Source organism: Streptomyces sp. NPDC002537, assembly GCF_053594975.1.
The window spans coordinates 50,365-63,983 of the sequence record NZ_JBSFWT010000019.1 but is presented as its reverse complement, the minus strand read 5'-3'; the positions used below and the strand labels follow the sequence as shown (position 1 = coordinate 63,983).

Below are 13,619 nucleotides of genomic sequence, written 5' to 3'. Positions count from 1 at the left end.
ACGCCGGGGGCGGGTGGCCCGGTGGTCACCCACCGGGCCACCCGCCCCCGTACGCGGTGGTCAGTCCTGTGCGGGCGCGGCGGGCAGGGCGAAGAGGCCGAAGCGGTTGCCGTCGGGGTCCTTCAGCCGGGCGAAGACGAGGCCGTCGGGGTTGCCGTCCGGGCCGTGCTCGACCGCGGCGCCGCCGGCCGTGGCCCCGGTGACCGTGGCGGGAACATCGGTGACCAGGAAGGACGGCATGACGTAGTCGGCGCCGCCCGGGCCGGAGGAGTGGTCGTACATGCCGCCCGAGGGGAACGGGTTGCCGGTGAAGACGTTGAAGTACGGCTTGTCGCCGGTGCTTTCGTCCCTCTCGAACCGCCAGCCGAACGCGGCCTCGTAGAACTCGCGGGTGGCCTGCGGGTCGGTGGTACCGATCTCGAACCAGGCGAAGCTGCCCGGGGCGGGCGCGTAGGCGGCCTGCTCGATGTGCTCCTCCGTCGACGCCGCTCTCTCTTCCAGTTCCTGCGAGGTGGTACGGGAGAAGAGGGCGAAGGCGTTGCCGAGCGGGTCGCGGAGCCGGGCGAAGACGGTGACGTCGCCGACCGCGGTGGGCGGGACGATGACGGTCGCGCCCAGCTTCTCCAGGCGCTCGACGTCATCGTGGACGTCGGCGGACAGCACGGACAGGTTGATGACCTCGCCGCCGCTGCCGCCCTGTTCGATCGCGCCCATGGGCCACGGTGCGCCGGGGGCGATGATGCGGGTGTAGGTACGTCCGCCGGTGGAGGAGTCGGGGTCGACCTCGAAGTCCCAGCCGAGCAGGGGACCGTAGAAGTCCTGTACGGCGTGGGAGTCGGCGGTGCCGATCTCGAACCAGACGACGGATCCGGGGGACATGAAGCTCATGACGATCTCCTCGATTCAGGCCGTGGTGACGGCGGTCGTGGGGGTGGTCTCCTGTTGGTCCGCCACGGGCTCCGGCGTACGAACCTTGCGGGGCAGGGCGAACATCAGGAGGAGGGCGGCAGCGACGAGTCCGGCGACGTACAGGACGGTCTCGCCGACCGTGTCGGTGTAGGTGTGGGCATTGGCCTGCGCTCCCGCCTTCCGCAGGGCGTCCGCGGCGCGCGGGTCCGGCTGCGCGGAGGCGAGTGCCGCACAACTGGCCGGGTTACTGCCGGGATCGGTCCGGGAGGCGCGGTCCCGGTGGCACACCGAGAACGCGGTCACCGTGCGGTCGGCCCGGTCGGGGGCGAGGGAGGTGGCGGCCAGGTCCTCGCGGAGCCGGTCGGTGACGTCCTCGTTCGTGGTGTGGCCGGGGAGCAGGCCGAAGAAGACGACGGCGACCAGGGCCGCGCCGAAGGCGCTGCCGAGCTGTCCGGCGGTGGCGGTGACGCCGGAGGCGGCGCCCGCGTCGCGGGCGGGGACGTCGGTGAGGACGGTGTCGGTGAGCGGGGCGACGATCATTCCCATGCCGAGGCCGAAAACGGCCATCGGCCAGGCCATCTGCCAGTAGCCGATCGCCGGCCCGGCCGCGCCGGTCTGCCAGGCGAAGAGCAGCAGCCCCGCGACCATCAGGACGGCGCCGGCCTGCAGGACCGTACGGCCGAACCTCGGCACGAGCGCGTCCATCGCCAGCCCGGCACCGATCATGACGGCGGCGGAGAACGGCAGTCCGGCGAGTCCCGCGCGCAGGGCGCTGTACCCGAGGCCGATCTGCAGGTAGAGCATCCAGGCCAGGAAGAACACGCTCAGGCTGAGCGTGATCAGCAGCTGCACGCCGATACCGGCGCTGAAGCTGCGGGCCGCGAACAGGCCGGTGGGCATCAACGGGCTGTCGTCACAGCGGGTCTTGGCCCGCTGGTGCACGACGAAGACGGCGAGCACGGCCGCACCCGCCGCCATCGTCACGAAGCCCCACACCGGCCAGTCCAGCGAACGGCCTTCGGTGAGCGGGTAGATGACCATCAGCAGACCCAGCACGGCCAGGCCCATGCCGACGAGGTCCAGGCGCGGCGCCCGTTCGGCCTTCGACTCGCCCATCGCGCGGGCGGCGACGATCAGGGCGGCCAGGCCGATGGGCAGGTTGATCAGGAAGATCGGCCGCCAGGACAGGCCGAACAGGTCGGCCTGGACGAGGACACCGCCGAGCACCGGGCCCAGGATCGTACCGACGGCGGTGATCGCACCGTGGATGCCGAAGACCTTGGCCCGCTCGCCCTTGGGGAAGGCGACGTGCACGGTGGCCAGGACCTGCGGCACCATCAGCCCCGCCATCGCGCCCTGCGCGACACGGGAGGCGATGAGCATCGGCGCGTTGACAGCAAGGCCGCAGAGCAGCGAGGCCGCGGTGAACCCGGCGATGCCCAGCAGGAACAGACGCTTGCGGCCGAAGATGTCGCCGAGCCGCCCGCCGGTGATCAGCAGCAGGGCGAAGGTCAGCGCGTAGCCGGCGACCGTCCACTGCACGGCGGTGTAGGAGGCGCCGAGGTCCTCCTGGAGGTGCGGGATGGCGACGTTGACGATGGTGACGTCGATGACGTCCATCAGCGTGCCGGCCAGCAGGGCGGTCAGGGCGAGCCAGCGGCGGGGGTCAGGGGGTGCGTGGGTGGTGGCAGGGGAATTCATCGGGGTGCTCCTGAAGGGGTGACGCTGACGGCTGCGCGGGCGCGGGGACCTCACGTCCCCGCGCGTCGACGGGCTCAGCCGGTGCAGCAGTTCATCTCCCAGATCACGCCGAAGCGGTCCTGGACGATGCCGTAGACCGCGCCCCAGGGCTTGGGCTCCAGCGCCTCGTGGACGGTGCCGCCCTCGGCGAGCTTGCCGAACGCCGCCTTCTGCTCGGCGAGTTCGGTGTGCTGGAGGCCGATGTGGAGGTTGTTGCCGGTGACCGGGCCGTTCTTGGCGGTCGGGTCGCCGAAGCGGTCGGCGACGTTCAGGCCGCTGCCGTCGGGGAACCGCAGGGCGGAGTAGACGACGGTGCGGTCCATGCCCGGGACGTCCGCCAGGCCGGGGAGGTGCGCGGCCAGCATGCGGCGCTCGGTGAGCTCCTCGGCACCGAGGGCGTCCACGTAGAAGGCGAGGGCGTCGAGCGCGTTGTCGCAGTAGATCATCGGGGTGGTGAAGAGGGTCTGCTCGGTCATGACGGGCTCCAGGTCGTATCGGGGGGATCCCCCGGGAATCGGTACGGGCCTCAGGGGGCTCTCCGGGGGGCTCCGGGGGGCTCCGGGGGTATGTCACGACCATAGGAAGCCAATAGGTCAATTCATGACCTATTGGGCAAAATGGCTGTTCAGCGGCCCGACTCCGGGTTTTAGGCCAGGAAATGTCCTATTGAGCTGGGATGCTCCCGGGCATGAGTGACACTCCCGGCCGCCTGCTGCGACTGCTCTCCCTGCTGCAGTCCCCGCGCGAATGGCCCGGCCACGAGCTCGCCGAGCGCCTGGGCGTCAGCCCGCGCACCATCCGCCGCGACGTCGACCGGCTGCGCGAACTCGGCTACCCCGTGCACGCCACGCAGGGCAACACCGGCGGCTACCGCCTCACCGCCGGCACCGCCATACCGCCTCTCCTCCTGGACGACGACGAGGCCGTCGCCATCGCGATCGGCCTGCGCACCGCCGCCGCGGGCTCGGTCACCGGCATCGAGGAGACCTCCGTACGTGCCCTGGCCAAACTGGAACAGGTCCTCCCCTCCCGGCTGCGCCGCCGCGTGACCGTCCTCCAGGAGGCCGCGGTCGCCGTCCCGCAGGGCGGGCCGAGCGCCGACGCCGAACACCTCGCCCTCCTCGCGGCCGCCTGCGTCACCCACGAGAAGGTCCGCTTCACCTACCGCGCCGCCGACGGGCAGGAGACCCGCCGCCTGGCCGAGCCCCACAGCCTCGTCGCCGCCGGGCGCCGCTGGTACCTGGTCGCCCACGACTGCGACCGCGCCGACTGGCGCACCTTCCGCCTCGACCGCCTCACCGACCCGCTGCGTACCGGCGCCCGCGTCCCGGCCCGCGAACTGCCCGGCGGCGTGGACGCCGCCACCTGGGTCTCGACCACCCTCAGCGGCACCGCAGGACACCGCGCCCTGCTCCTCGTCCACGCCCCCGCCGAGCAGGTCGCCGACCGCGTCCCCGCCACCCTCGGCGTCATCGAGCCCGTCGACGACCACACCTGCCGCCTGCTCACCGGCGCCGACTCCCTGGAATACCTCGCCTACCGCATCGCCGTCCTCGGCTTCGACTTCGACGTCCTCGACCCGCCCGGACTCGGCCCGCACCTGCGGACGTTGGGAGAGCGCGTCCTGCGCGCCGCGCGCACCGCCGAGCAGGCGGGGGACGCCGGATGAACAGCCAGCCCGGTCTCTTCGACGCGGCCGAGGTGACTCCGCCGCCCGCACCGGTCCCCGGATTCCGGGACATCACCTTCCACGAACAGCGCGCCCGCACCCTGCTCAACAAGATCCCCGGCGCCCGCCCGGGCGGCATGGCCTGGACCCTCAACCCCTACCGCGGCTGCACCCACGCCTGCACCTACTGCTTCGCCCGCGACAGCCACGCCCATCTCGGCCTCGGCACCGGAGAAGGCTTCAACACCCGGATCGTCGTCAAGACCAACGCCGCCGACGTCCTGCGCCGCGAGCTGCGCGGCGGGAAGACCGGCGACGACTGGGTCATGGTCGGCACCTCCACCGACTGCTACCAACGCGCCGAAGGCCACTACCGGTTGATGCCCGGCATCCTGGGCGCGCTCACGGAGTACCGCGTCAACTTCACCACCACGACGAAGAGCGCCCTCCTGCGCCGTGACATCCCCCTCTTCGCCGAAGCCGCCCGCGTCGCGAACGTCCTGGTCATGACCTCGCTCGGCTCCCTCGACGAACGCGTCTGGCGCGCCTTCGAACCCGGCGCCGCACCCCCGCGCGCCCGCCTCGCCACCGTCGCCGCCCTCCGCGCCGCCGGAGTCCCCGCGGGCGTCCTCATCGCCCCCGTCATCCCCCACGCCGGCGACCGGCCCGCCGCCCTGGACGCCCTCGTCGACGCCTGCGCCGAGGCCGGAGCCGTCACCGTCTACCCCGACGTCATGCGCATCAGCCCCGGCGCTCGCGACTGGTTCCTCCGGCAGTCCGCCGCCCACCTGCCGCCCCGCCTCCACGAGCGCCTGGCCGCCTCCTATGCCAACAGCCGCTCCATGCCAGCCCGTTACGTCCGCGAGGTCACCGCCCACCTCCACGCCCGAGCCGCCCACCACGGACTGCCGCGCTGGGAGGACTACATACGCGAGGCCGGCCGCCGCACCCCGGGCAGCGCGAACCCCCGCCTCCGGGACCGCTGAACGGTTCCGGAGGCGGGGGCATCGGTCGGTCAGCCCTGCTTCAGGTAGCAGTTGGACTCCCAGATCACGCCGTAGCGGTCCTGGACGATGCCGAAGACGGTGCCCCAAAACTTCTCCTCCAGCGGCTCCATGACCGTCCCGCCCTCGGCGAGCCTGTCGAACTCCGCCTTCTGGACGGCCGTGTCGGTGTGCTGGAGACCGACGTGGATGTTGTTGCCGACGACCGCGCCGCCGTCCTTCGCGTAGACGCCCTCGTCGGACAGCTCGGCCACGTTCAGACCACTGCCGTCGGCGAACTGCAGCTTGGAGTACACCACCGTACGGTCCGCACCGGGAACCTTGTCCATGCCCGGAACCTGCGACAGCAGCATGGTGCGCTCGGCGATCTCCTCGACACCGAAGACCTCCCCGTAGAACGCGACGGCCTCGTAGCTGCTGTTGACGTACAGCATCGGGGTGAACCGCTGCATCGTTTCCTTCTGGGCCATGACTGGCTCCTTTCCCTTGCCGGTTTCCTTTGCCGGCAAAGCCGTTGATCACGGGATGAGCAGAGAGGCTTCCCTGCGACGTGACCCACGCTAGATGTCCAATAGGCCAATAGATGTCCTATTGGTCGGGGATCGACATAAGGACATCACCAGCCACTGCCGACACATCAACAACTCAGGCAACTAGGGCCCGCCCGGCGGAACTTGCCGGACCCCGCGCCACCCGGCACGCGCCCTCGCCGCGCGATTCCACCGGACAAATGGCTCCGCCACATGCCCTGCGGGCGGCCCGGTCGGCAAATGCCGGGGCACCTCGGGGAGCCGGCGACGGCAGCCCGGTGGGCTCCCGTCGTCACAGGTCACAAGGCACGCCCTCGTCTTCAAGGCACCTGCGGGCAGCCGCCGTTCGGCGGATCCTGCTTCAAAGCTTGAGCACAAGTTGCACACATCCCCCTCTCCAGACGGGCCCCAATGGTCTACATTGACCCTCGCTTCGCACGTTTGAACACGAAGCGAAACAGCGATCTACAAGTCCGGCGTTACGGACGGCCAGCAGCCGCGTCCCCGGCGCCGGACGTGGGGGTGATCAATTCTTGGAGCGAGCCCGCCGCCGCCTGGGCGGGACGTTCACGTAGCACTGCGACAGCCGCTATGCCATTCGCGGGGGCGGGGGCCTCCGGAGGGAGGAACAGCGCGGCGCGGGGGGCGGGGGCCTTCCGAGGCGAAGACAGTGCGGGGGGCGCGGGCCTCCCGGGGGGAGGAACCGTGTGGAGCAGACACGCCGAGTCCACTGACGACCTGGGGGGAGCTGTGCGGCAGGGGGAAGGGGAATTAGCCGGCCCGTTCCTATCGGCGCGCGGGCGTCCGGTGAACGGGGCGACCGACCAGCCCGCGATCGACTGGGAGCAGCGGTACCGCCGTACCGTGATCACCAGCGATACCGTGGCCACCGCCTTCGTGGTGGCGACGATCGGCATCTTCTTCGGGGCCCGGGACTCGGCCAACTGGCACGAGAAGTGGGGAATTCTCGCCTTCGGCACCGAGCTGCTGGTGCTGGGAGCGCTCGCGGTGAGCCGGTCGTGGGCTCCGGCCGTGCTCGGCCAGGGCGCCGAGGAATTCCGCCGGCTCGGACGCTCACTGTTCACGGCGGCCGTCGTACTGGCGCTCGGCGGGATCGCCCTCACCTCGCACAACATCAAGCTCTGGATCTTCGTCGCGATCCCCGCGATCTCGCTCGTCACCATGACCGAGCGGTATCTGCTGCGCCTCTGGCTGCACAGGCAGCGGAAGGAAGGGCGGTGCCTGCGCCCGGTGCTCGCCGCCGGGAGCCCGGCCACCGTGCGCGACCTGATCACCCGGACCCGCAAGTTCCCGCACCTCGGCTGGCGGGTGGAGGCGGTGTGCACGCCGGACGGTCTCGGGCTCGACGGTGACCGGCTGGACGGAGTGCCGGTCGTCGGCCGGCTGACGGACGTCGCGGGCCACGTCCGCCGCGACGGCTACCGTGTCGTCGCGGTCACACCGGACCCGCACTGGTCACCGGACCGGCTGCAGCGGCTGGCCTGGAACCTCGAGGGCAGCGATGCCGAGATGGTCGTGGCCCCCGTGCTGATGGAGGTGGCCGGCCCTCGGCTGCACGTCGACGCGGTGCTCGGGATCCCGCTGCTGCGGGTCAGCATGCCGATCTTCACCGGGGGCCGCCGGGCGGTCAAGGAGGTCGTCGACCGGCTGGGCGCGGCGGTCCTGCTGATGCTGTTCGCGCCGCTGATGGCGCTCGTCGGGCTGCTCGTGCTGGTGGACAGCCGGGGCGGGGCGGTCTACCGCCAGCGCAGAGTCGGCAAGGACGGCCGCGAGTTCACCATTTTCAAGTTCCGCACCATGGTCGCCGGGGCCGACCGGGCACGTGCCGAGCTGGCCGACCGCAACGAGGGCGCCGGCCTGCTGTTCAAGCTCCACCGGGATCCGCGGGTGACCCGGGTGGGATCGGTGCTGCGCCGGTACTCGATCGACGAGCTCCCGCAGCTTTTCAACGTGCTCACCGGATCGATGTCGCTCGTCGGCCCGCGGCCTCCGTTGCCGGAGGAGTCCGCCGCGTACGGCCCGGACATCCGGCGGCGGCTGCTCGTCAAACCCGGGCTCACCGGCCTGTGGCAGATCAGCGGGCGCAGCGACCTGCCGTGGGAGGAAGCGGTCCGGCTGGACCTGCGGTACGTGGAGGACTGGTCGCTCGCCCTGGACACAGTGATCTTGTGGAAGACGCTGCGTGCGGTGCTCCAGGGGCAGGGGGCCTACTGATGTGCGGGGAGCGTCGCCCGGTCGACGTGCGGACGGCAGGCCGGAAGGGCCTGCCCGGGGGGAGGAACGGGTCATGAGGATAAGCGTCCTGGGGCTCGGCTACGTGGGCTGCGTGTCGGCCGCGTGCCTGGCCGGTCTGGGTCACGAGGTCATCGGGGTGGACGTGAACCAGGTGAAGGTCGACCTGGTCAACGACGGCAAGGCCCCGGTGGTCGAGGAGCGGATCGGCGAACTCGTCGCCGAGGTCGTGCGGACCGGGGCGTTACGCGCCACCGGCGACGTCCGCGAGGCGATCATGGACAGCGAGGTCTCGCTGGTCTGCGTGGGCACGCCGTCGGAGCCCAACGGCAGCCTGTGCACGACGTACTTGGAGCGGGTCACCGAGCAGATCGGCGCGGCGCTGGCCGAGCGGGGCGGGCGGCACACCGTCGTGTTCCGCAGCACCATGCTCCCGGGCACCTGCCTGAACCTGCTGGTGCCGATCCTGGAGAAGTACGTCGGCGGCACCGCCGGGGCGGACTTCGGGGTCGCGGTCAACCCGGAGTTCCTGCGCGAGGGCACGAGCGTGCGGGACTTCTTCGACCCGCCCAAGACCGTCATCGGCGAGCTCGACCCGGCGAGCGGCGACGTGGTGGCGGCGCTGTACGACGGCCTGCCCGGCGAGGTGTTCCGGGTGCCGGTCCCGACGGCCGAGGCGATCAAATACGCGGACAACGCGTTCCACGGCCTCAAGATCGGCTTCGCGAACGAGCTGGGCGCGGTGTGCCAGGCGCTCGGGGTGGACTCGCACCAGGTGATGGACGTGTTCCTGGCCGACCGCAAGCTGAACATCAGCCCCGCCTACCTGCGGCCCGGCTTCGCCTTCGGCGGCTCCTGCCTGCCCAAGGATCTGCGCAGCCTGGTCCACGCGGCGCGGCGGGCCGACGTCTCGGTGCCCATCCTCGCCCACGTACTGCCCTCCAACTCCGACCATCTGCAGCGCGCGGTGGACCTGGTCGAGCGCACCGGCAAGCGCCGGGTGGGCCTGTTCGGGCTGTCCTTCAAACCCGGCACCGACGACCTCCGCGAGAGCCCGCTCGTCGAGCTGGCGGAGAGGCTCTTCGGCAAGGGGTACGAACTGCGGATCTACGACCCCAACGTGAACCTCTCCCGGCTGCTCGGCGCGAACCGCGAGTACATCGAGACCCGGCTGCCGCACCTCGCGCAGCTGCTCGCGGAGTCCGTCGACGAGGTGCTCGAGCACGCCGAGGTGTGCCTGGTCGGGACCAAGGACCCGACTGTGCTGTCGGCGCTGCCCCATGGCGACGGCCCGGTGATCGTCGACCTCGTCCGCCTTCCCGACGCCGAGGCGCGCCGGGCCGAACCGGGGTACGTGGGCCTTGCTTGGTGACGCAATCAGTGGTGACCGGCAGGACCGTCGCGCGCTGATCCTGGTGGAGAACCTGTCGGTGCCGTTCGACCGGCGGGTGTGGCAGGAGTGCACGACGCTGCGCGACGCGGGCTGGACGGTGCACGTCATCTGTCCCCGGGGGACGACGCGGGACACGGAGCCGGAGGCGGAGATCGACGGGGTGCGGATCCACCGCTACCCGTTGCGCGCGGCCACCGGAGGACCGGCCGGCTACCTGCGGGAGTACGGATCGGCGCTGTGGCACACGGTCCGGCTGGCCCGCGAGGTCGGCCCGGTCGACGTGGTCCACGCCTGCAATCCGCCGGACCTGCTGTTCCTGCCGGCGCTGTGGCTGAAGCGGCGCGGGGCGCGGTTCGTCTTCGACCAGCACGACCTGGTGCCCGAGCTGTACCTCTCCCGGTTCGGCCGCGGCGAGGACCTGCTCTACCGCGCCGTGCGCGCGCTGGAACGGCGGACCTACCGGGCCGCGGACATCGTGCTCGCCACGAACGAGAGCTACCGGGACGTCGCGCTGCGCCGTGGCGGCCGGCGGCCGGAGGACGTCTTCGTGGTGCGCAGCGCGCCCCAGACCGACCGGTTCCGACCTGTGCCGCCGGAGCCCGAGTTGAAGCGCGGCAAGCCTCATCTGCTGTGCTACCTGGGCGTCATGGGACCGCAGGACGGCGTCGACTACGCCTTGCGGGCCCTCGCGAAGCTGCGCGACGAGCTCGGGCGGACCGACTGGCACGCGGTGTTCGTCGGTGCCGGCGACGCCTTCGACGCGATGGTGGCGCTGTCCCGGCGGCTCGGGCTCTCCGAGCAGGTGCAGTTCACCGGGCGCGTTCCGGACGCCGATCTGGTGCGCTACCTGTCCACCGCGGACGTGTGCCTCTCCCCCGACCCGCGCAATCCGCTCAACGACGTGTCGACCATGAACAAGGTCCTGGAGTACATGGCGATGGGCCGGCCGATCGTCTCGTTCGACCTCCGGGAGGCGCGGGTCTCCGCCGGGGACGCCGCCGTCTACGCGCCTGCCGACGACGAGGCCGAATTCGCCGGGCTCATCGCGCTGTTGCTGGACGATCCGGAGAAGCGGGCCCGGATGGGCAGGATCGGCCAGGAGCGGATCAGCGGGCCGCTCTCCTGGCGGAACTCGCAAGCGTCGCTGCTCGCCGCCTACGCCGCCGCCTGCCGTGACCGCGCTCCGGCGTCGGCGGGCGCCCCGGACAGGGCAGGGAAGAGGCCGCGCCGTTGAGCGATGACACGATACGCCTGGTCACGATCGGGCGGATTCTCCGTCGGCGCTGGCGGATTCTCACCGTCCTCGCCGTGGTGGGCGCGCTCGTCGGCTGCGGCGTCTCGCTGCTGTTCCCGCCGCGTTACACGACGTCGGCATCGGTGCTGCTGCCGGGGGCGTGGCAGGAGCGCGAGCTGCTGACCCAGGCGGAGATCGCGGCCAGTTCGGCGGTGGTCGACCGCGCGGCCGCCGCGCTCGGCTGGACCGGGGTCGGCGGCCGCGAGCTGCGGGGCCGGGTGAGCGCCAAGGCCGCCGACGGGAACATCATCAAGATCTCGGGTACGGCCGACACCCCGGAGCGCGCGCAGCGGCTCTCCGACCAGGTGGCCCAGCAGTTCGTCACCTTCGCCGCGCGGCTCTCGGGCGACAACACCGACCCCGAGGCGGCGGCGCGGCCCGAGGCACTGCGGCAGATGGTGATGCAGACCAGCCGCCGCATCACCGACCTGGCCGACGCGGCCGGTCCGGGGCAGACCGTGGAGAGCGTGCAGACCCGCACCGAGCTCGCGAAGCTGCGCACCGCGCTGCAGGAGGCCGTCAAGAAGCTGGACCGGGCCGACCCGGCCGCCAACAAGGCCAACATGGTCGTCATGGGGCCGGCGGCCCGGCCGGCCGGCGAGGCACCGCCGACGAGGACACAGCTCATCGCCGCCGGGGCGCTGCTGTTCTTCCTGTTCGCGGTCATCGGCCATCTCACCGCCGCACGGATGAGTCGCCGGCTGCGCACCGAACCGGAGATCGCCGCGGCGCTGGGCTCGGCGCTGCTGGGTACCGTCGACGTACCGGGTGAACGGCCCGCGCACCGGCCGGAAAGCCGTGGCCCGCGGGCCCGGATCCGCCGGCTGCTGGGCGTCGACGTCCGGTGGGACACACCGGCCCCGCAGCCCTCCGGCGACGAGGCCGGCAGGCGGATCCGCTACCGGCGGGTGTGCGCCCGCCTCCGGGACCAATTACCCTCCCCCCGGCGGCTGCTGGTCGTCGTCCCGGACGGCGACGAGATCGCCCGCCGGGCCGCCGGGCAGCTCGCCGCCGAGGCGGGGAGCGATCTGCCGCTGCGGGTGGTGGGGGTTCCGGTGTCCCGGCCGCTGGTGCCGGACCGCGACGACGAGTCCGGTGCCCTGGTCGTGCTCAGCGCGGGCAACTGGACCGCGGGGGAGCTCGCCGGCATCGCCGGGGCGTGCGCGGACGCCGGGCACGAGGTCGTCGGCATCGTCCTCGCCGGCACGGTCCGGGCCCGTCCGGCGCGGTCCGCCGGCCGTCCCCCGGAGGGCGCCGCGCCGGCGCTCGCGGTCGGCGACGGCGCGAGGGGAGGTCCGGGGTGACGACGAGCACGGCTTCGGAGTCGGCCGCCGCTCCGCTCCTCGACCTGCAGGCGCTGGTGGTCGCGGTGCGCAGGCGCCGCCGCCTCTGGTGCTCCATGGCGCTGCTGGGGCTGCTGTTCGGCGCGGCGGTGGCGGTCCTGCTGCCGCCACCGCCGGCCGCGGTGACCAAGGTGCTGGTCGCGCACCAGGCGGACCAGCCGAACGACCCCGGAACGCTGATCCGCACCGACGTCGCGCTGCTGCAGACCACGCGGATCGCCGATGAGGCTCTGCGGTCCCTCAAGTCCCCGGAAAAGCCCGAGGACTTCATGCACGACTACGGGGGTAGCGGCTTGACCAACAACCTGCTGCAGATCAATGTGACAGGTGACAGCGACGCGAAAGCGGTGGCCCGGGCCAAGGCACTGGCCGACGCGTTCGTCGCGGACCACGTGAGGCGGATACAGGAAGCCGCGGACGCCGAGGCCAAGGCCCTGCTCGACCAGCGTGGCCGGATGCAGGACGAACTCGCCCAGGTCAACAAGGCGATCGGGGACCGGTCGCCGGGGAGCGACCCGAAGGCGTCGGCGAGCATCGAGTCCCTCTTCGCCCGGCGGGCCGAACTCACCTCGCGGATCACCGATTTCGGCCAGCGCGCCGCGGAGGCGCGCACCGGCACGCCCAAGCTCGTCGCCGGCACACAGATCGTGGACACCCCGCGCGCGGTGCGGCACTCCCTGCCCAAGGCCGCTGCCACCGACGCGGCGATCGGGCTCGTCCTCGGACTCGTCCTCGGACTCGCGGTGGCCGCGGTCGGCACGGTGGTGACGGACCGCCCCGTGCTGCGCCGGGAGATCGCGGCGAACCTCGGCGCCTCGGTCATCGCGGAGCTGCCCCGAGTGCCCCGCCGGAGAGCCGGGCGGTGGCAGCGCCGACGGAGCCGGGCTGCACGCGAACGGCTCACCGCGACCCTGGCCCGCACCGTGCGCGGCTCCGCGGAACCGGTGTCGCTGCTGGAACTGGGCTGTGCGCACAGCACGAGCGTGATCGCCCTGGACCTCGCCGGTGCGCTGGCGGCGGAGGGGCCGGTGGTCGTCGTCGACGGTCTGCCCGGCCCCCAGCTCGCCGACAGCCCCCGGCAGCCGGGAGACCCGGTCGTGGTCGGCGGCGAGCGTGCCGCGGCCGTGCCGCGTGAGACGCGCCGGCTCGGCGTCGGCTCGGTCGCGCCCGGCACGGCGTGGACCGACCTCCGGTACCTCGGCACCCGGACCGTGCTCGTCGTGCGTGCCGGGCACGGCAGCGCCGCATGGCTGCACACCGTGGCGCGGCAACTCGCCGACCAGCGCGTCCCGGTGATCGGTGTGGTGCTGATCGACCCCGATCCGCGCGACCGGACCGACGGCACGCTGTGGGACGGTCCGCACACCGCGCAGCGCGGCCGGAACGAGCGGCCGGCCCGGCAGAGCGGGACGGGCCGGCGGCGGACGGAATGGCTACCGATGCGGGCCGCACGGGTCCCGGACAGCGACCAGGAGGTGCTGTAG

The 13,619-nt window shown here is 72.2% G+C and carries 11 protein-coding genes; 7 read left to right on the top strand and 4 right to left on the bottom strand.

Going from position 1 to position 13,619, the window contains the following annotated elements:
* Positions 1–60 precede the first annotated feature (60 nt).
* From ACWD4A_RS11745 to ACWD4A_RS11735, 3 genes are all read right to left on the bottom strand, one after another.
* Positions 61–888, bottom strand: coding sequence for a VOC family protein (locus ACWD4A_RS11745; RefSeq protein ID WP_451192538.1), 828 nt, complete (start codon positions 886–888; stop codon positions 61–63).
* 15 nt (positions 889–903) lie between these two features.
* On the bottom strand, positions 904–2,610 hold the full coding sequence (locus tag ACWD4A_RS11740; RefSeq protein WP_451192535.1) for an MFS transporter: 1,707 nt from the start codon (positions 2,608–2,610) through the stop codon (positions 904–906).
* Positions 2,611–2,684: 74 nt separating this feature from the next.
* The gene (locus ACWD4A_RS11735) at positions 2,685–3,125 is read right to left on the bottom strand and encodes a VOC family protein (RefSeq protein ID WP_451192531.1); all 441 of its coding nucleotides are present in this window, start codon (positions 3,123–3,125) and stop codon (positions 2,685–2,687) included.
* A gap of 212 nt (positions 3,126–3,337) precedes the next feature.
* Between ACWD4A_RS11735 and ACWD4A_RS11730 the strand changes: the two genes are divergently transcribed.
* Positions 3,338–4,318, top strand: coding sequence for a helix-turn-helix transcriptional regulator (locus tag ACWD4A_RS11730; RefSeq protein WP_451192528.1), 981 nt, complete (start codon positions 3,338–3,340; stop codon positions 4,316–4,318).
* On the top strand, positions 4,315–5,304 hold the full coding sequence (locus tag ACWD4A_RS11725; RefSeq protein ID WP_451192525.1) for a radical SAM protein: 990 nt from the start codon (positions 4,315–4,317) through the stop codon (positions 5,302–5,304). The genes ACWD4A_RS11730 and ACWD4A_RS11725 overlap by 4 nt, the downstream gene beginning before the upstream one ends.
* Positions 5,305–5,333: 29 nt before the next feature.
* Here ACWD4A_RS11725 and ACWD4A_RS11720 read toward each other — a convergent pair whose 3' ends face one another.
* Positions 5,334–5,792 (bottom strand): VOC family protein, encoded by a 459-nt coding sequence (locus ACWD4A_RS11720; RefSeq protein WP_451192521.1) that lies wholly within the window; start codon positions 5,790–5,792, stop codon positions 5,334–5,336.
* A gap of 810 nt (positions 5,793–6,602) precedes the next feature.
* Here ACWD4A_RS11720 and ACWD4A_RS11715 point away from each other — a divergent pair.
* The 5 genes from ACWD4A_RS11715 (at position 6,603) to ACWD4A_RS11695 (ending at position 13,619) form a co-directional block, all read left to right on the top strand.
* Positions 6,603–8,087 (top strand): sugar transferase, encoded by a 1,485-nt coding sequence (locus tag ACWD4A_RS11715; protein ID WP_451192615.1) that lies wholly within the window; start codon positions 6,603–6,605, stop codon positions 8,085–8,087.
* Positions 8,088–8,160: 73 nt separating this feature from the next.
* A complete protein-coding gene (locus tag ACWD4A_RS11710) occupies positions 8,161–9,477 on the top strand; it encodes a nucleotide sugar dehydrogenase (protein ID WP_451192518.1) in 1,317 nt (438 codons plus the stop codon).
* A complete protein-coding gene (locus ACWD4A_RS11705) occupies positions 9,467–10,732 on the top strand; it encodes a glycosyltransferase family 4 protein (RefSeq protein ID WP_451192516.1) in 1,266 nt (421 codons plus the stop codon). Before ACWD4A_RS11710 ends, ACWD4A_RS11705 begins: the two co-directional genes overlap by 11 nt.
* Complete coding sequence (locus ACWD4A_RS11700; protein WP_451192513.1) at positions 10,729–12,096, top strand: Wzz/FepE/Etk N-terminal domain-containing protein; 1,368 nt, start codon at positions 10,729–10,731, stop codon at positions 12,094–12,096. Before ACWD4A_RS11705 ends, ACWD4A_RS11700 begins: the two co-directional genes overlap by 4 nt.
* Positions 12,093–13,619 carry a Wzz/FepE/Etk N-terminal domain-containing protein gene (locus ACWD4A_RS11695; RefSeq protein ID WP_451192510.1) on the top strand — a complete coding sequence of 509 codons (1,527 nt, stop codon included), beginning with the start codon at positions 12,093–12,095 and terminating at the stop codon, positions 13,617–13,619. Before ACWD4A_RS11700 ends, ACWD4A_RS11695 begins: the two co-directional genes overlap by 4 nt.